Source organism: Kitasatospora sp. NPDC018058 (genome assembly GCF_044327205.1).
Taxonomy (GTDB): Bacteria; Actinomycetota; Actinomycetes; order Streptomycetales; family Streptomycetaceae; genus Kitasatospora.
Genome location: NZ_JBIRFA010000022.1, coordinates 30,593 through 50,931, shown reverse-complemented (window position 1 = coordinate 50,931; position 20,339 = coordinate 30,593). Strand labels below are relative to the sequence as shown.

General features: G+C 71.6%; 19 protein-coding genes. 13 read left to right on the top strand and 6 right to left on the bottom strand.

Annotated elements, in window-relative coordinates; translation table 11 throughout:
• Positions 1–115 precede the first annotated feature (115 nt).
• A complete protein-coding gene (locus tag ACH4E7_RS28300) occupies positions 116–1,171 on the top strand; it encodes an alpha/beta hydrolase (RefSeq protein WP_396251880.1) in 1,056 nt (351 codons plus the stop codon).
• Between the two features lie 46 nt (positions 1,172–1,217).
• On the opposite strand, the gene ACH4E7_RS28295 is transcribed toward ACH4E7_RS28300, so the two are convergent.
• Both ACH4E7_RS28295 and ACH4E7_RS28290 read right to left on the bottom strand, forming a co-directional pair.
• A complete protein-coding gene (locus tag ACH4E7_RS28295) occupies positions 1,218–2,138 on the bottom strand; it encodes a VOC family protein (protein WP_396251879.1) in 921 nt (306 codons plus the stop codon).
• Positions 2,139–2,298: 160 nt separating this feature from the next.
• A complete protein-coding gene (locus ACH4E7_RS28290) occupies positions 2,299–3,135 on the bottom strand; it encodes an alpha/beta fold hydrolase (protein ID WP_396251878.1) in 837 nt (278 codons plus the stop codon).
• 252 nt (positions 3,136–3,387) lie between these two features.
• Here ACH4E7_RS28290 and ACH4E7_RS28285 point away from each other — a divergent pair, with 252 nt between their 5' ends.
• Positions 3,388–3,942: a Dps family protein gene (locus tag ACH4E7_RS28285; protein ID WP_396251877.1), complete on the top strand. Its 555-nt coding sequence runs from the start codon at positions 3,388–3,390 to the stop codon at positions 3,940–3,942.
• Between the two features lie 173 nt (positions 3,943–4,115).
• Positions 4,116–4,577 (top strand): SsgA family sporulation/cell division regulator, encoded by a 462-nt coding sequence (locus tag ACH4E7_RS28280; protein WP_396251876.1) that lies wholly within the window; start codon positions 4,116–4,118, stop codon positions 4,575–4,577.
• Positions 4,578–4,723: 146 nt separating this feature from the next.
• Here the strand turns inward: ACH4E7_RS28280 and ACH4E7_RS28275 are convergent, their stop codons facing one another.
• The 4 genes from ACH4E7_RS28275 to ACH4E7_RS28260 all read right to left on the bottom strand — a co-directional run bounded on the left by ACH4E7_RS28275 (position 4,724) and on the right by ACH4E7_RS28260 (position 8,429).
• Positions 4,724–5,491, bottom strand: a complete 768-nt coding sequence (locus tag ACH4E7_RS28275) for a GPR1/FUN34/YaaH family transporter (RefSeq protein ID WP_396251875.1) — start codon at positions 5,489–5,491, stop codon at positions 4,724–4,726.
• A 191-nt stretch (positions 5,492–5,682) separates the two neighbouring features.
• Positions 5,683–7,107, bottom strand: a complete 1,425-nt coding sequence (locus ACH4E7_RS28270) for a dihydrolipoyl dehydrogenase family protein (protein ID WP_396251874.1) — start codon at positions 7,105–7,107, stop codon at positions 5,683–5,685.
• A gap of 146 nt (positions 7,108–7,253) precedes the next feature.
• Positions 7,254–7,736, bottom strand: coding sequence for a DoxX family protein (locus ACH4E7_RS28265; protein ID WP_396251873.1), 483 nt, complete (start codon positions 7,734–7,736; stop codon positions 7,254–7,256).
• Positions 7,737–7,766: 30 nt separating this feature from the next.
• Positions 7,767–8,429, bottom strand: a complete 663-nt coding sequence (locus ACH4E7_RS28260; protein WP_396251872.1) for a hydrolase — start codon at positions 8,427–8,429, stop codon at positions 7,767–7,769.
• Positions 8,430–8,723: 294 nt separating this feature from the next.
• Between ACH4E7_RS28260 and ACH4E7_RS28255 the strand changes: the two genes are divergently transcribed.
• From ACH4E7_RS28255 to ACH4E7_RS28210, 10 genes are all read left to right on the top strand, one after another.
• Positions 8,724–9,806, top strand: a complete 1,083-nt coding sequence (locus ACH4E7_RS28255; protein ID WP_396251871.1) for an LLM class flavin-dependent oxidoreductase — start codon at positions 8,724–8,726, stop codon at positions 9,804–9,806.
• A 17-nt stretch (positions 9,807–9,823) separates the two neighbouring features.
• A complete protein-coding gene (locus tag ACH4E7_RS28250) occupies positions 9,824–10,447 on the top strand; it encodes a CE1759 family FMN reductase (protein ID WP_396251870.1) in 624 nt (207 codons plus the stop codon).
• 65 nt (positions 10,448–10,512) lie between these two features.
• Positions 10,513–12,390: an amidohydrolase gene (locus ACH4E7_RS28245; RefSeq protein ID WP_396251938.1), complete on the top strand. Its 1,878-nt coding sequence runs from the start codon at positions 10,513–10,515 to the stop codon at positions 12,388–12,390.
• Between the two features lie 83 nt (positions 12,391–12,473).
• Entirely contained in the window at positions 12,474–13,181 is a 708-nt protein-coding gene (locus tag ACH4E7_RS28240) for a YoaK family protein (protein WP_396251869.1), read from the top strand.
• Between the two features lie 360 nt (positions 13,182–13,541).
• On the top strand, positions 13,542–15,224 hold the full coding sequence (locus ACH4E7_RS28235; protein ID WP_396251868.1) for an ABC transporter substrate-binding protein: 1,683 nt from the start codon (positions 13,542–13,544) through the stop codon (positions 15,222–15,224).
• Positions 15,221–16,102: an ABC transporter permease gene (locus ACH4E7_RS28230; protein ID WP_396251867.1), complete on the top strand. Its 882-nt coding sequence runs from the start codon at positions 15,221–15,223 to the stop codon at positions 16,100–16,102. The genes ACH4E7_RS28235 and ACH4E7_RS28230 overlap by 4 nt, the downstream gene beginning before the upstream one ends.
• Positions 16,099–17,091, top strand: a complete 993-nt coding sequence (locus tag ACH4E7_RS28225) for an ABC transporter permease (RefSeq protein ID WP_396251866.1) — start codon at positions 16,099–16,101, stop codon at positions 17,089–17,091. Before ACH4E7_RS28230 ends, ACH4E7_RS28225 begins: the two co-directional genes overlap by 4 nt.
• A complete protein-coding gene (locus tag ACH4E7_RS28220) occupies positions 17,088–17,900 on the top strand; it encodes an ABC transporter ATP-binding protein (RefSeq protein ID WP_396251865.1) in 813 nt (270 codons plus the stop codon). Before ACH4E7_RS28225 ends, ACH4E7_RS28220 begins: the two co-directional genes overlap by 4 nt.
• Positions 17,901–17,990: 90 nt before the next feature.
• The gene (locus ACH4E7_RS28215) at positions 17,991–19,025 is read left to right on the top strand and encodes an ABC transporter ATP-binding protein (RefSeq protein WP_396251864.1); all 1,035 of its coding nucleotides are present in this window, start codon (positions 17,991–17,993) and stop codon (positions 19,023–19,025) included.
• Positions 19,022–20,305, top strand: coding sequence for an alpha/beta fold hydrolase (locus tag ACH4E7_RS28210; RefSeq protein ID WP_396251863.1), 1,284 nt, complete (start codon positions 19,022–19,024; stop codon positions 20,303–20,305). Before ACH4E7_RS28215 ends, ACH4E7_RS28210 begins: the two co-directional genes overlap by 4 nt.
• Positions 20,306–20,339: the final 34 nt, after the last annotated feature.

The window sequence follows — 20,339 nt, the reverse complement described above, 5'->3', positions numbered from 1 at the left end:
AACGCGGCCTGACCGTCCTGGCCTTCGCGAACCCGCTGCGCGGACTGGCCCACGACGCCGCCAGGGTCGGGCGAGGTCCGGCCGAGGTATCTCCCGGGCGGAGGGACCGCGCCCGATGAACGACGAAACGGACGTCGCGGGGGCGGTCGAGGATGCGTTCCCCGGGTGCTGCCCGTCCGAGCAGGTCGGAAGCGGTTCGTGCGGCCGGCGCCCGGTGCTGGAGCGGGAACTCGCGGAGTTCCTGGACGGCGGAGCCGGCCGGTCCGCGACGGAACTGCCGGACCTCGCCGTCCTCACCTCCGACGGCCGCTCCGACGGCGGGCCGGAGGAGTACGAGGACGATCCGTACGGCACCACGTCGGAGTGGTTCGCCCTGCCGTGCGAACCGCCCGGGCGGGTGCGGGTCCAGGTGACCAGGCCCGTCGGCGGCGCCGAGCTGAGCCCGGTGGTGCTGTTCCTGCCGGGTCTGGGCTGGTCGCTCGGGGACGCCGCCTGCTACGGCCCGTTGATCCGGGACTTCGCCCTGGGCACCGACGCCGCCGTCGTGTACGTGGAGTACGACCGGGCGCCCGCCGCGCGTTACCCGGTGGCCGTCGAGCAGTGCTACGCCGTGGCCCGCTGGATCCGTGCGCACGGCCAGGAGATCGGGCTGGAGGGGGACCGGATCGCCGCCGTCGGGGACTCCGCGGGGGCCAATCTGGTGGCGGCCCTGACGTTGCTCGCCCGGGAGCGCGGAGACGTACGGCTGGTGCACCAGGTGCTGCTGTGCCCGGTGACCGACGCGGACTTCGACACCGCCTCCTACCACCGGTTCGCGACCGGGTACTTCCTGCACCGCGACCACATGCGCCGGTTCTGGGACGACTACCTGCCGGAGCCGCACCGGCGGCGGGAGGCCGTCGCCGCGCCGCTGCGGGCGACCCTGGAACAGCTCGCCGGGCTCCCCCCGGCACTGGTGGTCACCGCCGAGGCCGATGTGCTGCGGGACGAGGGCGAGGCCTACGCCGCCCGGCTCCGGCTGGCGGGCGTCCCGGTGGTGGCGACGCGCTACCAGGGGGTGCCGCACGGCTTCCTGCTGCTCGGCGCGCGCTACCCCACCGGCACCGCCCGGGCCGCGCTGCTGCAGGTCGTCGACACCGTGCACATGGCGCTGCACCGCCGGTCGTGGTGAGGGCGGGCGGTGCAGCGCCGGGTACGGGCGTGACCTGCGGGGGCGGTCACCGGTCGGTGTGGATCTCCGCGACGTAGCCGCCCGGGAACCGGACCATCGCGCTCTCCCGGCCGCCCGCGCGGACCGGCCCCGACAGCACCGTGGCGCCGGCCGCCCTGGCCCGGTCCAGGGTCGTGCCGAGGTCCGGCACGCCGTAGCCGGTGGTCTCCAGGCCGAACGGGTGGGGCAGGTGGCCGTCCGTCACCGTGACGGTGGTGGCGCCGAAGCCGGAGGTGAGCCGGATAAGCCGGTACGTCGTCCCGGGCCGGCCGAGCGCGGCGCCGTCGGCGTGCCGGTCGTCGGACACGATGTGGCCCTTGGTGAAGGCGAGGTAGCTGTCCAGGAAGGCGCCGACCGAGTCCGGCGACAGGTAGAGCCGGTTCTCCGGCACGCTGGCCAGAGCCGGGTACGACGTCGGGGCGTTGTGCACGTAGAGCTGGGCGTTGATCCCACCGGGGAACTGGACGACGGCGTCCCGGCCGATCGGGTCGGCGAACGGCGCCACGGTGACGGCCGCGCCGTCGGCGCGGGCGGCCCGGACCGCCTGGTCGAGGTCGGTCACCAGCCAGCCGGTGCGCTCGGTGCCGAACGGATACGGGACGGGCGTGGTGTAGTCGAACACCGACAGCGTGCCGACCGGCGACACCACCAGCTCGGACAGCGTCCGGCTGGGCGTCGGGGTCACCTGGGTGGAGACCGGCCCGATCGTGGTGCCGCCGAAGGTGGACGTCCAGCTGGTCACGAAGGCTTGCTCGGTGCCGGGTGCGACGTAGACGTGGGTGGTGTCGTACTGCGGGCCGACGGCGAACTGCTGGTGCGAGCCCGGCTTTGCCGAGGTGCTCTGGGTTGCCGAGGCGGTGGGGATCGCCGTCAGCGCGGCGACCGCCGCCACCAACGGGACCACGCGTCGGACGAGTTGAAGCTTCACGGGTGACCTCCTGGTCATGGTTCGCGTCCGGCGCCCGCTCAAGCGAGCGCCGGGCGCGGGTGTGTGGCCGGTACCGCCATCGCCGTCTGGGCCTGGGGCGGCGACGGCGGTACCGACGATGGGACGGACGGCCGCGGTCGTGGAAGGGCGGCCGTCCGGGTCACTTCGCGAGGAAGGCGAGCAGCGCGGTGTTCACCTCCTCGGCGTGGGTCCAGAGCAGGCCGTGCGGCGCGCCCTCGATCTCCACGTACTCGGCGGAGGGCAGCGCCTTGTGGAACGGCCGCGCGGTGTTCTCCACGGGCAGGATGCGGTCGCCCGTGCCGTGCAGGATCAGGGCGGGGACGTCGATGCGCGGGATGTCGGCGCGGAAGTCCGTGTACCAGGTGGTCGGGGCGGCCGAGGCGGCGAAGGAGCCGCCGCTCGCCGCGACGTCCCAGCTGTTGCGGACGGCCTCCTCGCTGATCCGGCTGCCGAGGTTCTCGTCCAGGTTGTAGAAGTCCTGGTAGAAGGCGGTGTAGTAGGCGTACCGGTCGGCCTTCACGGCGGCGACGACGCCGTCGAAGAAGTCCTTCGAGGCGACGCCGTCCGGGTTGTCGTCGGTCTTGAGCAGGAACGGCTCCAGGGACGCGAGGAAGGCGACCTTGGCGACACGGGCGGAGCCGTACTCGGACACGTACCGGGCGACCTCGCCGGTGCCCATCGAGAAGCCGACCAGCACGGCGTTCTGGACGTCGAGGGTCTCCAGCACGGTGTTGAGGTCCGCGGCGAAGGTGTCGTAGTCGTAGCCGGTGGTCGGCTGGGAGGACTGGCCGAAGCCGCGGCGGTCGTAGGTGATCACCCGGTAGCCGGCGTCGAGCAGCGCGGTGCTCTGCCGCTCCCAGGAGTGCCCGCTCAGCGGGAACCCGTGGATGAGGACGACCGGCTGCCCGGTGCCGTGGTCCTCGTAGTAGAGGTCGATGGAGGTGGAGTTCTCCTGGCCAACGGTGATGAACGGCATGGGGTTTCCCTATCTCTCGGACAGCGTGTGGCTGCGATGGGGCTCACGCTAGGGGCGGCCGGCGCCGGCTTGTTGCCTCGGAGAGCACCCGGTGTCGTCCGAGAGTGCTCCGCGTGCGCCCGGCGGTTCACATGGGCTCAACTCCCGCGCGGGTGCACGGAAGGACCGCAGGCGGTGCGCCGTCGGAACAGGCCGTCGGCCCGAGCGTTCCTAGTCTGATCCCCGAACAGTCCAGCTATCCCCAGGAGCGCCATGACCAGCCAGCCACACCTCCACCAACACGCCGCCGAGATCCAGGAGTTCGGCACCGTCACCCAGTTGCCGATCGCGCTCTCCCACGACGCCCGGCAGTACTCGTGCCAGCGGCTCAACCGCGTCCTCGCGGACACCCAGTTCCTGTACGCGCTGTACAAGAAGTGTCACTGGGGCATGCGCGGGCCGACCGCCTACCAGCTGCACCTGCTCTTCGACAAGCACGCCCAGGAGCAGCTGGAGCTGGTCGACGCGCTCGCCGAACGGGTGCAGACGCTCGGCGGGGTCGCCGTGGGTGACCCCCGGCACGCCGCGCGGATCACCGGGGTGCCGCGCCCGCCGGACGGCATCGAGGACGTGCACTCGATGCTCTCGCGGCTCCTCGACGCGCACGAGACCATCCTCGCCGACGTCCGCGACGCCGCCACCCGCGTGGCGGGGCTCGGCGACGACGGCACCCAGGACCTCCTGGTCTCCCAGATCGTCCGCACCGGTGAGACCCAGGTCTGGTTCCTCGCCGAGCACCTGGTCGTCACCCCCGAGACCGGGGCGTGACCGCGGGCCGGGCCTGTTCGTCGGCAGGCCCGGCCCGCTCTGTGCCGGGCCCGTTCGTCGGCGGGCCCGGCACTTTTTCGTGTCGTTCACCGGTTCCGGCGTCGCCCGCGCGATCGCGGCAGCCGCGCCCGGTGGGCGGCCGTATCCGTCCACCCGTCGTCCTTGGAGGTACCGTGCCCGGACGCCATCCGTTCCCCGACCAAGGCCCCACGGCGGGCGCGGACTCCGTCACGCCCGTTCTGAAGGCGCAACTCAACCTCGGGGACGGGAAGTTCATCGATCTGCCGGTACGCTTCGCGTACTGCGGTGACGCGCCGTTCTCCGTGGTCATGGAGTTCCCCGACTCCGGCCCGGCGGTCGGGACGTGGGAGTTCTCCCGCGACCTGCTGTGGAAGGGCCTGCACAAGCCGGCCGGGATCGGCGATGTGAAAATCTCGCCACCGTGCCGCTGCCACGGCCGCCGGCAGCTGCGGATCACGCTCAGGGGGGACGACGGCACCGCCTCGATCGACGTGCCGGTCGAGCCGGTGCACAGCTGGCTGCGCGAGCAGAGCTTCGTCCTCGTGCCCCGCGGTAGAGAATCCGAACTGATCGACTGGGACGCCGAACTGAGTCGACTGGTCAGAGACCGCTGAGGCGATCGCGGCCGGGGAGAGGTGCCGCGAACCCCGCAGACCGTGGACGAAACGCGACTCGGCCGTGCTCGTACCCGAGGACCGGGAAGGAGCACGGCCGAGTCGCGTCCCGCCATCGGATCCGGGCGGTCGGACGGGGCCACCGACTACAGGGTCCGGCGCACACCCGCCTGCTGTTCCAGCCGGTTCAGCTGGCCGGCCAGTCCCGCGTGCATGGCGTCCCGCACGGGACCGCTGCGCCCGATCCACAGCACCTCCCTGCCTCGGAGCTCCTCCAGCATCAGGGCGTAGGCGGCGTACATCGCGACCGCCGCGAGGAGCATGCCGAGCGCCCCGGCGGCGTGGCCCAGCCAGGCCGCGCCCGAGAGGCCGTAGATGCCGGCGACGAAGTAGCGCGGTACGGCGATCAGCAGGAGCAGCCACAGCACCTTCTTCGGCCTGGCCACCGATGCCATCAGAGCGGCGAAGACCGTGAACGCCAGGTTCATCACACCCAGCACCTGTGCCCCGCCGTGGGCGTCCGTCGACGTGACCAGGCCGTTGGCCAGCCAGGCGCCGGCGAATCCGCCCATCAGCGTCGCCGCGATGACGTCACGGGCGCCGAACGCGAGGATGCTGACCAGCAGTTGGAGAGCGAAGGCGGAGAAGACCGTGAGCGCCACGGCCTGCCGGTTCGCACTGTCGATCAGGCCGAGCTGCAGGCTGCTGGTCACGACGGAGGAGATGGCCACCGTGAAGAAGCCCAGGGGCATCGGCGAGGCGATGGGCCGTAGGGTGATCCGTGTCATGGCGTGCAGGTTCGGCTCGGCTCCGGTACCGGCCATCGGATCCGTGCTCGTGGGCGTCTCGATCCCGGCCACCGTCGGGTCCGGCTCGCGCACGCGCTCGTCTTCCCTCGCCGCCGCCACCATCATCTCGCTCCTTGCTCTCGGTACTTCGCGTCCTTGGGACGGCCGCCAACAGGGCGGCCGTCCGCTTGCTTTGCGACGCGCCCCCCGGTTGGTGGGCCGAAATCGCTCCAGAAGGCTATGAGTTGGGATGAGCCAGGACTTGTCCCGATGTGTACGGTCGCTGTTGCGCCCGTGCCCTCCGAGGAAACCGCGCCTCAGCCGCGATAGGTCTCCAGCAGGCGCAGCCAGACCTCGCTGATGGTCGGGTAGGCGGGTACCGCGTGCCAGAGCCGGCTGAGCGGCACCTCGGCGGTGACGGCGATGGTCGCCGAGTGCAGCAGCTCCGTGACCCCGGATCCGACGAAGGTCGCCCCCACCAAGGTTTCCCGGTCCAGATCGATGACGGCCCTTGCCCGGCCGCGGTATCCGTCGGCGTGCAGCGAGGCGCCCGCCACGTCGCCGATGTTGTAGTCGACGGCCCGTACCCGCAGGCCCCGTGCGGCTGCGTCGGCGAGGGTGAGGCCGACCGAGGCCACCTCCGGGTCGGTGAAGACCACCTGGGGTGCGCCGGCCCGGTCGGCGGTCGCGACGCTGCGCCCCCAAGAGGCGACGTCCAGCTCCCGGCCGGCCGCCCGGTCGGCGATCGCCGTGCCGAACACCCTGGCCTGGTACTTGCCCTGATGGGTCAGCAGCGAGCGCCCGTTCACGTCGCCGGCGGCGTAGAGCCAGTCGCCGTCCACGTCGACGGCCAGCCCGGTGTCATCCACTGCTATCCACCCGCCGGGTTCCAGGCCGACCGTCTCCAGGCCCAGGTCTCCCGTGGCGGCCCTTCGCCCGGTGGCGAACAGCACCTCGTCGGTATGCAGTTCACCGTGTTCCCCGAGGTCCAGGACCACCTCGCGGTCGCGCGTCAGGCCGCTCACCGACACCCCGGTCCGTACGTCGACACCGGACTCCCGAAGGGCGGCGGCGACGAGGTCGCCCGCGAAGGGTTCCATCCTTGGCAGCAGCCCGGACCCGCGGACGAGCAGGGTCACCCGGCTGCCCAGTGCGCTCCAGGCCGTGGCCATCTCCGCGGCGACGGCGCCGCCGCCGACGACGGCCAGCCGGGCGGGGACTTCGGCGGCGCTGGTCGCCTCACGGCTCGTCCACACGTCTGTGCGCTCGATGCCCGGCAGGTCGGGCAGGGCGGCACGGGTGCCGGTGCAGACCGCCACGGCGTGACGCGCGGTCAGGACGCGGCGGGTTCCGTCGGCGCCGTCCACCACCACGCGCCGCGCGCCCTCCAGCCGGCCGTGCCCGCGGACCAGCGTGATCCCGGCGGAGTCCAGCCAGGCCACTTGGCCGTGGTCCTGCCAGTGCGAGGCGAAGCCGTCGCGTCGACGCAGCACCGCCGCGGCGTCCGGAGCGCCCACGACCGCCTCCCGGGCGCCGCGCAGCCGCCGGGCGTCTCGCAGGGCGGCCGGCGGGCGGAGCATCGCCTTGCTCGGCATGCAGGCCCAGTACGAGCACTCGCCTCCGACGAGCTCCCGCTCCACGATCGCCACACTCAGCCCGCCGGCTCTCGCGCGATCGGCGAGGTTCTCCCCGGTCGGACCGGCGCCCAGTACCACGACGTCGAACTCTTCGGATCCACTCATCTGTCAGCCGCCTCCTCGTCACCCCTGAGGAATGACAATCGTTCACAATTGAATGAGTCGCCGTCGGCGTTCCTGCATGCCGACGGCCTCGGGCCCCTGGGCAGGAGAACTGTCCAGGGGCCCGAGCCCGTTCGGTCGCGGCCGCCTCAGGCGCGGTGCAGGGCGAGCCGTGTGGCCAGGCCGCCGCCCACACCGGCGATGACGGCCACAGGCAGCCACCACAGCGGCCAGTGCGCCAGGCCGAGGGCCCCGTCGACCGACCACTGTCCGGGGCCGGTGGCGGTCAGCGCGGCGCCGACGACGATCAGGACGAACGGGAACTCGTACCCGTCGTGCTGCACCCACAGCCCGTGGGGCCACTTGACTGTCAGGGCGACGGTCATCACCCCCATGACACCCGCGCCGGCCAGCGGAGTGAGCAGGCCGAGGGCCAGCATCAGTCCGGCCCCGATCTGGGTGCCACCGGCGGCTATCGCGGTGAGCTTGCCGCCGCGGAAGCCGTCGCCCCGGAACTCGGCGCTGCCACCCTCCAGGCCGCCGCCGCCGAGGTGGAAGCTGACCTTCTGAACGCCGTGGCCCGCGATCAGCAGACCGGCGACCAGGCGCAGCAGGAGAAGGCCCGTGTTCATTTCGGACTCCGTTTGGGTTGGTGCGGTCCGTCAGCCGGCGGCGTGCGGGTTGATCATGGACTGGGCGTAGACCAGGCCCATGCCGTAGGCGCCGCCGTGCTCCTTGACCAGCTCGGTCACCGGGACGTAGGTCTCGGTGCGGGCCCAGTCGCGCTGGAGCTCCAGCAGGACCTGGATCCAGGTGACGGGCACGGCGCCGGCGGCGGTCATCCGCTGCAGGGCGTGCTCGTGGGCCAGCGGGCTGACGCCGCCGGAGGCGTCGGCGACGACGTAGACCTCGTAGCCCTGGTCCAGCGCGGAGAGGGCCGGCAGGACGAGGCAGACCTCGGTCCACAGGCCGGAGAGGATGATCTTCTTGCGGCCGGTCGCCTTGACCGCCTCGACCAGGGCCTCGTCCTCCCAAGCGTTCATCGTGGTGCGGTCGACGACCTCCTGGCCGGGGAAGACGGCCTTCAGCTGCGGCAGGATCGGGCCGGAGAAGGACTCGGCGGCGACGGTGGACAGCACGGTCGGCACGTCGAAGATCTTCGCGGCCTTCGCCAGGCCGACGGTGGCGTTGATGATCGCGGTGCGGTCGCCGCTACCGGTGCCGAAGAACATCTGCGGCTGGTGGTCGACGAACAGCATCATCGCGTTGTCGGGGGTCAGCAGGTCCGGGCTCGGAGCGGCGTGAACGTTCGCGAAGTCGACCATTTGTCTTCTCTTTCCTTGTGAATGCAGGGAATTGACGTTGAATCAGACTTTCCCGGATCACCGGGGCGCCTCGTTCAACGACGTTAGTGCGCGGCGGCCCGGGTGTTCTGCTCGCTGTGCGCCCGGGATTGTCCTGACAACGCACGACCGGCCGAACCGAGCCGGACGACCGCTTCAGTGCGCTACGGGGCCATCGGTCATGCGCTGCGGAAGTCCTTCGCGCGTCGCCGGCTGCCTAGGTTTCGCCGGGTGGCCCCGTCGGGCCGCGATCAGCCAGCGGAAAGGCGGCAACCCATGCAGTTCGGGATATTCAGTGTCGGTGACGTGACGGTCGATCCGACCACGGGACGGGCGCCGAGCGAGCGCGAGCGCATCAAGGCGATGCTGGCCATCGCGCTCAAGGCCGAGGAGGTCGGCCTGGACGTCTTCGCCATGGGCGAGCACCACAACCCGCCGTTCGTCCCGTCCTCCCCGACGACCATGCTCGGCTACATCGCCGCGCAGACCGACCGCATCATCCTCTCCACCTCGACCACGCTGATCACCACCAACGACCCGGTGAAGATCGCCGAGGACTACGCGATGCTGCAGCACGTCGCCGACGGTCGCGTCGACCTGATGCTCGGGCGCGGGAACACCGGCCCGGTCTACCCGTGGTTCGGACAGGACATCCGCCAGGGCATCCCGCTCGCGGTGGAGAACTACGCGCTGCTGCACCGGCTTTGGCGCGAGGACGTGGTCGACTGGGAAGGCCGCTTCCGCACCCCGCTGCAGGCCTTCACCGCCACGCCCAGGCCGCTGGACGGCGTGCCGCCGTTCGTCTGGCACGGCTCGATCCGCAGCCCCGAGATCGCCGAACAGGCCGCGTACTACGGCGACGGCTTCTTCCACAACAACATCTTCTGGCCCCAGGAGCACACCCGGCGGATGGTCGAGCTCTACCGCGAGCGCTACGCCCACCACGGCCACGGCACGCCCGAGCAGGCGATCGTCGGCCTCGGCGGGCAGGTGTTCATGCGGAAGAACTCCCAGGACGCGGTGCGCGAGTTCCGTCCGTACTTCGACAACGCGCCGGTGTACGGGCACGGCCCCTCGCTGGAGGAGTTCACCGAGCAGACCCCGCTGACCGTGGGCAGTCCGCAGGAGGTGATCGAGCGCACCCTCGGCTTCCGCGAGACCGTCGGTGACTACCAGCGCCAGCTGTTCCTGATGGACCACGCCGGCCTGCCGCTCAAGACGGTGCTGGAGCAACTCGACATCCTCGGCGAGGAGGTCGTGCCCGTCCTCCGTGAGGAGTTCGCCAAGGGCCGGCCCGCGACCGTTCCCGACGCCCCCACTCACGCCACGCTCCGGGACAACGTCCCCGCCGCCTCCTGACCAGGACGGAGTCCCCCATGGAAACGACTTCGCCGATCACGCTCGCCGTGATCTCGGGCGGGCTCAGCCAGCCCTCGTCCACCCGCCTGCTCGCGGACCGCCTCACCGAGGCCACCACTGGCCACCTGGCCCGTGCCGGATGTGAAGTCCTGGTGCGCCTGCACGAGTTGCGCCCACTGGCCACCCCCATCTCGCACCACCTGCTCTCCGGCTTTCCCACGCAGGCACTGGGCGGCGCGCTGGAGGAGGTGAGCACGGCGGACGCGCTGATCGCCGTGTCCCCGATCTTCTCGGCCTCCTACAGCGGCCTGTTCAAGTCGTTCTTCGACCTGCTCGAACCCGGCGCCCTGGCGGGCAAGCCGGTGCTGATCGGCGCGACGGGCGGCACCGCGCGCCACTCCCTGGCCCTGGAACACGCGATGCGCCCGCTCTTCACCCACCAGCGCGCGCTCGTCGCACCGACCGCGGTCTTCGCCGCCTCCGAGGACTGGGGCGGGACGGGCGACACGCACACCGACAGCCTGCCGGCGCGGATCGAACGGGCCGGGGGAGAGCTCGCGGCGCTGATCCTCGCGGCCCCGGCGAATCCGCGGCCGGCCGGCGGCCCGGCAGTGACTCCCTCCGCGCTCGGCTTCCACTGACCCCGCGCACACCCTCAACCCCCACGGCCGAACACCACCGAACGAAGGGACCTCCCTTGTCCACCATGCCCGTCGCCGGAATCCGTCCCGGCACCCCCGACCAGCCCGCCGACCTCGTCGTACGCAATGCCAAGGTGTACACCAACGACCCGCGCCGCCCCCAGGCCACCGCTGTGGCCATCCGGGACGGACTGATCCAGGCGGTCGGCGACGACGCGGACGTCGTCCCGCTGGTCGGCCCCGACACCCGGGTGGTCGACGCGCTCGGCCGCCGGGCCGTTCCCGGACTCAACGACGCGCACCTGCACGTCATCCGCGGCGGCCTCAACTACGTGCTGGAGCTGCGCTGGGACGGCGTCCCGACGCTGCGCGAGGCCCTGGCGATGCTCCGGCTCCAGGCCGAGCGCACCCCGCCCGGCCAGTGGGTGCGGGTGGTCGGAGGCTGGTCCGCCGACCAGTTCGCCGAACGGCGCCTGCCCACCCTGGAGGAGCTCAACGCCGCGGCGCCCGACACCCCCGTCTTCGTGCTGCACCTCTACCAGTCGGCGCTGCTCAACCGGGCCGCGCTGCGCGCCGCCGGCTTCACCCGGGACACCCCCGACCCGGCGGGCGGCCAGATCGTCCGCGGACACGACGGCGAGCCCACCGGCCTGCTGATCGCCGCCCCCGGCGCGCTGCTGCTCTACTCCACCCTGGCCAAGGCACCGATTCTGGACGTGGCCGACCGCATCGGCTCCACCCGGCACTTCCTGCGCGAGCTGAACCGCTTCGGCCTGACCTCCGCGATCGATGCCGCCGGCGGCTTCCAGAGCTTCCCCGAGAACTACGGCACCGTCATGGAACTCGCCCGCCAAGGCGAACTGACCCTGCGCATCGCCTACCACCTCTTCCCGCAGACCGCGGGGCAGGAGCTGGACGACCTCACCCGCTGGGTCAACACCGTGCGCCCCGGGGAGGGCGACGAGTGGCTGCGCCTCAACGGCGCGGGGGAGAACCTCACCTGGGCCGCCGCCGACTTCGAGAACTTCACCGAACCCAGGCCACAACTGGGCTCCTACGAAGGCCAGTTCGAGAAGGCCGTCCGCCTTCTGACGGAGAACGGCTGGGGCTTCCGGCTGCACGCCACCTACGACGAGACCATCCGCCGCGACCTCGCCGTCTTCGAGAAGCTCGCCGCCGAGGGCCTCTTCCCGCAGGGCAACCGCTGGCTCTTCGACCACGCCGAGACCGTCAGCCCGGACAGCCTCGACCGCATCGCCGCCCTGGGCGGTGCCGTCTCCGTGCAGAACCGCCTCTCCTTCCAGGGTGAGGCCTTCGTCGCGCGCTACGGCGCTCCGGCCGCAGCCGAGGCGCCGCCGCTGCGCGCGATGCTGAACCGCGGCCTGACCGTCGCGGCGGGCACCGACGCCACCCGGGTCTCCTCCTACAACCCCTGGGTCGCCCTGCACTGGCTGGTCTCCGGCCGGGCGGTCAGCGGTCGGCGCCTCGCGGCCGAGCACAACCGGCTCAGCCGCGAGCAGGCCCTGGAGCTCTACACCCTGGGCGGTGCCCGCCTCACCGGCGAGGAGGAGGTCAAGGGCCGTCTGGCGGTCGGCAGTTACGCGGACCTCGCACTGCTCAGCGCCGACTACTTCAGCGTGCCCGAGGCCGACATCGCGCACATCGAGTCCGTCCTCACCGTCGTCGGCGGACGCATCGTTCACGCCGCAGCGGAGCACCAGGGGCTGGCCCCCGAGCTGCCCGAGGTGTCGCCGTCCTGGAGTCCGGTCACCCGGTTCGGCGGCTACCACGGCACCCCCGCCCCCAGCCTGACCGGCGTCCGCCAGGCCGAGGGCGTGCTGGAGGCCGTGGCAGCCTCCGGCGAGGAGCACGCCTGGCGCGCGGCGCGCGGCCTCGCCCTGCCCGGGCAGTCACAGGTGCCGCTGGACCCCTGCTTCCTCTGACCGGAAGCCGATTCCGCCTGGGGGCACCGCCCGACCACGGCGGCGCCCCCACCCACATTCCCCCTACCGCCCGAGGAACCGTCGTGACCACGCCCGCAGCCGATTCCCGCAGCGCACCCCCGCCGCCGGTGCCCGGACCGAAGATCCACGACCGGCACCCGCTCGCACTGGCCCTGTTCGGCCTCACCCTGGTCAGCGGTCTGATCGACGCCGTCAGCTACCTCGGCCTCGGCCACGTCTTCACCGCGAACATGACCGGCAACGTCGTCGTCATCGCCTTCGCGCTCGCCGGAGCACCCGGATTCTCCGTCACCGGCTCATCGACCTCCCTCGCGGCCTTCCTCCTCGGCGCGCTCCTGGCCGGCAGACTCGCCACCCGACACGCCGGAACCCGGCGCCCCGCACAGCTGCGCACGGTCTTCATCCTGGAGGTCGCGCTGTACGGTGCGGCAGCCGCCGTCGTCTTCGCCTGGAGCGCGGACGGGCCCGCGCAGTACGCCGTGATCGCCCTGCTCGCCCTGGCGATGGGCATCCGCAACGGCACCGTACGCGGCCTCGGCGTGCCGGACCTCACCACCACCGTGCTCACCCTCACCCTGACCGGCCTGGCCGCCGACTCCCGCCTCGCCGGCGGCACCGCCCCCCGCCAGCGCAGGAAGGTCCTCTCCGTCGCCACCATGCTCGCCGGCGCCGCCCCGGGCGCCGTCCTCGTGCTGCACGGACAGACCGCCTGGGCCCTGGTCGCCAGCGCCGTCCTGGCCGGCGGCACCCTCCTGCTCTACCGCGAGTGACGGCGCTCCGGCACCACCTGTCGCAGTAGGTCCGTCGCGACCTCGGTACGCGTGCGTGACGACATGCACGCACAGGTCAGCCGGCATGTGGCGCGGGGCAAACGCGGGACGGGAACGCGTTCATGATGAACCGACAGGTCAGGGCCGCCGGCCTCCGTACTTCCAGAGCGGGGTACGGGCTGCCGTGCGGCCGTGGTGCGGAACTCGTACGGGCTCCGCACCACGGCCGGGGGCCTGTCGCGGCCGTCCTTGCCGGAGCTCCATAACGCGATGTGATGGGGTGCTGGGATCTTCTGGGAGGTCCCTCGGTCGGCCAATCTTCTCCCACGCATGAAATGTCACATCATGCATGGAGGAGACGTGGGACAACGAAGAGTCGGGCTGGCCTTCGGGGCGGCCCTGGGGCTGCTGTCGGTTGCCGGTTGTACGGGATCCGGTGGCGGCGCCACCGGATCGAACGCGGCAGCGGTGAAGGGCGGCACGCTGCACGTGCTGTCCACCCTCGACCTGGAGCATCTCGACCCGGCGCGCAACTACGTCACGTCCTCGCAGGACGTGAGCCGACTGATCTACCGGACGCTGACCACCTTCGCCGCCGCGCCGGGCCAGGCGGGCGGGAAGATCGTGCCGGACCTGGCCACCGACACCGGCCGCCCCAGCGACGGAGCGAAGACCTGGACCTTCACCCTCAAGCCGGGCGTGAAGTTCGAGGACGGCCGCCCGATCACCAGCGAGGACATCAAGTACGGGGTCGAGCGGACCTTCGCCGCCGAGCTGCCCGAGGGCCCGCCGTACGCCCGGATGTGGCTGGCCGGCGGCGAGTCGTACAAGGGGCCCTACAAGGATCCGGCCGGGCTGGCCTCGATCGAGACCCCGGACACCGGCACCGTCGTCTTCCATCTCAACCGCCCGGTGGCCGACTTCGGCTCGGCGGTGTCACTGCCGATGTTCGCCCCGGTGCCGCGGGACAAGGACACCGGTGTCAACTACGACTCCCGGCCGTTCTCCTCCGGCCCGTACAGGATCGGCGGCTTCGACCCCAAGAAGCAGCTCACCCTGGTCCGCAACACCGACTGGGACCCGGCTACCGACACCATCCGCAAAGCCCTGCCCGACAAGGTCGTCATCGACCTGGGCCTTGACGCGGCGGTGGTCGACCAGCGGCTGATCGCCGGCCAGGGAGAGGACGCGAACGCGGTCTCGCTGGAGCCGGTCGGCCCCGCCTCGGTCGGGCGGGTGCTGAATGACCCGCAGTTGAAGAGTCGGCTGGTCACCGGCGACTCGATCAACACCCGCTACCTGAGCATCAACACCAAGCACAAGCCGCTCGACGACGTCCGGGTGCGCCAGGCCATCGCGTACGCACTGGACAAGGACGCGCTGCGCACCACTCGCGGCGGTCCGATCGCCGGTGACCTGGCGACCAGCCTGCTGCCGCCGTCCCTCGGCTACCAGGCCGAGGACCCCTATCCGAGCAAGGACGGCAAGGGCGATCCGGACAAGGCCAAGGCACTGCTCGCCGAAGCCGGCCACGCCTCCGACCTCACCCTGACCCTCGACGCCCCCGCCTCGGCCGCCGGCAAGGCGCAGGCTGAGGCGGTGCAAGCCTCGCTCAGCCGGGCCGGCATCACCGTGAAGATCAACGAGATCAGCTCCTCCGCCTTCTACAGCACGGTCGGCAACACCGACCAGGAGCACGACCTGGTGATCGCCGGCTGGTCCCCGGACTGGCCGGGCGCCTCGACGTACCTGCCGATCGTGTTCGACGGCCGCCTGATCACCAGTCAGGGCAACAACAACTACTCGCAGTACGACTCCCCGGCCGTCGACGCGCAGATCGACAGGATCGCCGTGATGGGCGACCCGGCAGTGGCCCAGGCGGCGTACGGGCAGCTGGCCCAGCAGATCACGCAGGACGCTCCGGTGGTGCCGTTCCTCTGGGACAAGGCACCGATCCTCGTCGGCCCGGACGTCGCCGGAGCGTACGGGCACATCGCCTACGTCGGCCGGCTCGACCTGGTCTCCCTGGGGCTGCGCAAGTGACCGTGATCCGACGATTGTCGGCCCAGCGCTCGGCGGCCCTCGCGCTGGTCGTGGTGGCCGGGCTGGTCCTGGTCGCGGTCGCCGCGCCGCTGATCACCTGGATCGCCGGGAACTCGCCGACCGCCTTCCACGGGGATGCGGTGGACCCGGCGCTCGGCGGCCTGCCGCGCGGCGCGGCGGGCGGGATCAGCACCCGGCACTGGCTTGGCGTGGAGCCGGTCAACGGCCGGGACCTGCTCGCCCGGGTGGTGTACGGCGCGCAGGTGTCGCTGCTGATCGCCGTGCTCGCCACTGTGCTGTCGGTGGTGCTGGGAACGGCGCTGGGCCTGGTCGCCGGGTTCTTCGGCGGGTGGGTCGACACAGTGATCGGGCGCACCATGGACCTGCTGCTGTCCTTCCCCAGCCTCATCTTCATGATCGCGCTCATCTCGGCGGCGCCCGGCACGGACCGCCGGTTGCTCCTGGTCGTGGTCCTCGGCTTCTTCGGCTGGCCGTACGTCGGCCGGATCGTGCGCGGACAGGCGATGGCGCTCGCGCGGGGGGAGTTCGTCGCGGCCGCCCGGGTGCTCGGCGCCTCCCGCCGGGCGCTGCTGCTGCACGAGGTACTGCCCAACCTGACCGGACCGGTCCTGGTGGTGGCCACGATGTCCATCCCCGGCTACATCGCCACCGAGGCCGGCCTGTCCTTCCTCGGCGTGGGTGTCCAGGCTCCCACCCCGTCCTGGGGCCAGATGATCGCCACCGCCGTCCCCTGGTACGCGGCGGACCCTGCCTACTTCGTGATCCCCGGCGCCTTCCTGTTCGTCACCGTGCTCGCCTTCAACGTGCTCGGCGACGCGATCCGCGACGCGCTCGACCCCCGGAGCCAGCGACGATGATCCTCTACCTGCTGCGCAGACTGGCTGTCACGGCGGCCATCCTGCTGGTGATCTGCGCCGCCACCTTCGCCATCTTCTACCTGATGCCGGCGGACCCGGCGCAGGGCGCCTGCGGCAAGGCGTGCAGTCCGGAGCGGATCGCCGAGATCCGCACCACCCTCGGGCTGAACCACTCGCCGCCGGTCCAGTTCCGCGACTACCTCGTCGGCATCGTCTCGGGGCGGACCTATGGCAGCGGTGCGCAGGCCGTCAACTGCCCGTTCCCGTGCCTGGGTTTCAGTTTCCAGACGAACCAGCCGGTGTGGCAGATGCTCACCAGCCGGCTGCCGGTCAGCTTCTCGATCGCCATCGGTGCCGCGGTGTTGTGGCTCGTCGTCGGCGTCGGCGCCGGTGCGGTCTCGGCCCTGCGGCGTGGCAGCCTGTGGGACCGGGCCGCGATGACGGCCGCCCTCGGCGGAGTATCGCTGCCGATCTACTTCACCGCCCTGGTGCTGCAGTACCTGCTGGTGGTGCAGCTCACGCTGCTGCCGTACCCGCAGGTCGTGCCGTTCACCGCCGATCCGATCGGCTGGGCGCAGTCGATGGTGATGCCCTGGATCACCCTGGCCATGCTGTACGCCGGGATCTACGCCAGGGTCACCCGCGGCGAGATGCTGGAGAGTCTCGGCCAGAACTACGTGCGCACCGCCCGAGCCAAGGGCCTGCCCGAGACCACCGTCGTGCGTCGGCACGCGCTGAGGCCCGCCCTGATGCCGATCGTGACCATCTTCGGCATGGACCTCGGCGCGCTGCTCGGTGGCGCGCTGATCACCGAGTCGGTGTTCGGCCTGCCCGGCGTCGGCAAGCTCGCGGCCGACGCGATCGCCTCCGCCGACCAGCCGGTGATCCTCGGCGTGACGCTGTTCGCCGCCTCCTTCGTGGTGCTCGCCAACTTGCTGGTGGACCTCGTGTACGCGGTCCTCGACCCGAGAGTGAGGGCCGTCGGATGACCCTGCTGACGGTACGTGACCTGGCCGTGGAGTTCCGCTCCGGCGTCCGCGCCGTGGACGGGCTCGACCTCGACCTGGACGCCGGCCGAGTGCTCGGCGTGGTCGGCGAGTCCGGTAGCGGCAAGTCGGTCACCAGCCTCGCGGTCCTCGGCCTGCTGCGCGACGCCCGGGTCAGCGGCGAGATCCGCTTCGACGGGCGACAACTGACCGCCCTCGACCAGCGCTCGCTGCGCCGGCTGCGCGGCGACCGGATCGCGATGATCTTCCAGGACCCGCTGTCCTGCCTCAACCCGTACTACTCGGTGGCGTTCCAGATCGCCGAGGCGTACCGGGCGCACCACCGCGTCGGACGCAAACAGGCGCACCGGATCGCGGTGCGGATGCTGGACCGGGTCGGCATCCCGGAGCCGGAACGGCGCGCCCGCTGCTACCCGCACGAGTTCTCCGGCGGGATGCGGCAGCGGGTGATGATCGCGATGGCCCTGTGCCTGGAACCCGACCTGCTGATCGCCGACGAGCCGACCACCGCGCTGGACGTCACCGTTCAGGCGCAGATCCTCCAACTGCTGCGCGAGCTACGTGAGGAGGCCGGCACGGCCATCATGCTGATCACCCACGACATGGGCGTGGTCGCCGGACTGGCCGACCAGGTTGTGGTGATGCGCCAGGGCCGCGCGGTCGAGCGCGGCCCGGTACGCGACGTGTTCCACCGGCCGCAACAGCCGTACACCCGAGGCCTGCTGGCCTGCGTTCCGCGCGTCGACGGACCTCTGCCGGACCGGCTGCCCACCCTCGGGGCGACCACATGAGCGAGCGGTGGGGGTACCCCCGGCCGGAGGCTGGGGAGAGCGAATCATCAGAAGGCGCGCATGAGCGAGCGAACCACGAGGAGGAGTACCGTGGACGATGGCGACCGGAGCGCGGAGCAGGCACACGGCCGCACCGCCCTGCTCGAAACGCGGAACCTGGTCAAGCGCTTCCCGGTGCGCCACGGCCTGACCCGACGACTGGCCGGCCACGTCGCGGCGGTCGACGGAGTCTCCCTGACAGTCGGGCCCGGCGAGACCCTCGGCCTGGTCGGCGAATCCGGCTGCGGAAAGTCCACCGTCGCCAAACTGATCACCCGCTTGGAGCGGCCCACATCGGGCAGCATCCACTTCGCCGGGCGCGATCTCGCCGGGCTGGACGAGACGGACCTGCGCCCGATCCGCCGTGACCTTCAGATGGTCTTCCAGGACCCCTTCTCCTCACTCAACCCACGGCACACCGTCCGTCAGATCCTCGCCGGCCCCTACCGCTACCAGGGCCTGGAATCCGACCCGCCGGCCGAGGAGTTGCTGGCCCGGGTCGGCCTTCGGCCGGAGCACGCCGACCGTCATCCCCACGAGCTCTCCGGGGGGCAAGCCCAACGCGTAGGCATCGCCCGGGCGTTGGCCCTGCGCCCGAAGCTGGTGGTGTGCGACGAGCCGGTCTCGGCACTCGATGTCTCCGTCCAGGCGCAGATCCTCAACCTGCTCAAGGACCTGCAGGACGAGTACGGACTGAGCTACCTGTTCATCGCCCACGATCTCGGCGCCGTCCGTCAGATCAGCACCCGGATCGCCGTGATGTACCTCGGATCGGTCGTCGAGACCGCCGACCGCGACACCCTGTTCGCCCACCCCGCGCACCCGTACACCCACGCCCTGCTGTCCGCCGTGCCGCTGCCCGACCCGGACCTGGAGACTTCCCGGGAGCGCATCGTGCTCCACGGCGACCTGCCCAGCCCGCTCGACCGCCGTGGGGGCACCTCCCGGCCGAAGGCTGGGGGAGGCTGCCGGTTCCGCACCCGCTGCCCCAAGGCCGACGAACTCTGCGCCGCCGAACGCCCGCTGCTGCGGGTGATCGCCCTCGGACAGCAGGTGGCCTGCCACTATCCCGAGAGGACGCCGTGATCCGCGCCCAGTACCGGCTGCCCGGGCTCGCCGTGACCGACCACGTCTTCGGCGTGCCGCTCGACCACACCGAACCCGGGCGGGGAACCACCGAGCTGTTCGCCCGAGAGGTCGTCGACCCCGTACGGTCCGGTGATCAACTGCCCTGGCTGCTCTACCTCCAGGGCGGCCCCGGAGGAAAGTCACCGCGCCCGCTGAACGCCACGGCCGGCTGGCTCGGCCACGCCCTCAAGACGCACCGGGTGCTGCTGCTGGACCAGCGCGGCACCGGCCGAAGCGCGCCGGTGACGGCGCGGACTGCCTCGCGGTTCGGCTCCGCCCGCGAACTGGCCGACCACCTGGCTCACTTCCGTGCCGACTCGATCGTCGCCGACGCGGAAGTGATCAGGCGCCAGCTGTGCGGCGATGAGCCCTGGGAGACCCTTGGGCAGAGCTACGGCGGATTCCTCACCCTCAGCTACCTCTCCTTCGCCCCCGAGGGCCTGCGCGCCTGCTACATCACCGGCGGCCTACCCGGCCTGGACACCACCGCCTCCGCTGTCTACGCGGCCACCTACCCGCGCGTGCGGGAGAAGACGACCGCGTACTACGCCCGCTACCCCCGCGACCGCGAACTCGTCCGCACACTGGCCGATCTCCTCGACCGGCAGCAGGTCCACCTCCCTGACGGCGACCGGCTCACCGTACGGCGGTTGCGCACCCTCGGCCTGATGCTCGGCATGGGAGACGGAGCCGAGCGTCTGCACTGGCTGCTCGACGAGGCCCTCGAACCGGGCAGCGGGCCATCGGCATCCTTCCTGCAGCAGGTGATGAACCTGACCGCGTTCACCGACAACCCGCTGTTCGCCGTCCTCCAGGAGTCCATCTACGGCCGCCGCGGCATTCCCACCGGTTGGGCCGCCGCACGAGCCATCGCCGAGCACCCGCAGTTCGCCGAGGAGGCCGACCCGCTGCTGTTCACCGGCGAGATGTTCTACCCGTGGATGTTCGAGGAGATCACCGGGCTGCGCCCGTTCGCCGAAGCTGTCCACCTGCTCGCCGAACGCACCGACTGGCCCGACCTGTACGACCCGGCGGGGCTGGCCGCCAACCGGGTCCCAGTGGCCGCGGCCGTCTACCACGACGACATGTACGTGGACGCCGGTCTGTCCCTGCGCACCGCCCGCGCGGTCGGTTCCCTGCGCACCTGGGTCACCAACGAGTGGGAGCACGACGGGGTCGCCGCGTCCGGTGACCGAGTCCTCGCCCGCCTGATGGACCTGGCCGCCGACCGTATCTGACCGAGGACTATCCCACCTCTGCCGTAGGGAAAGG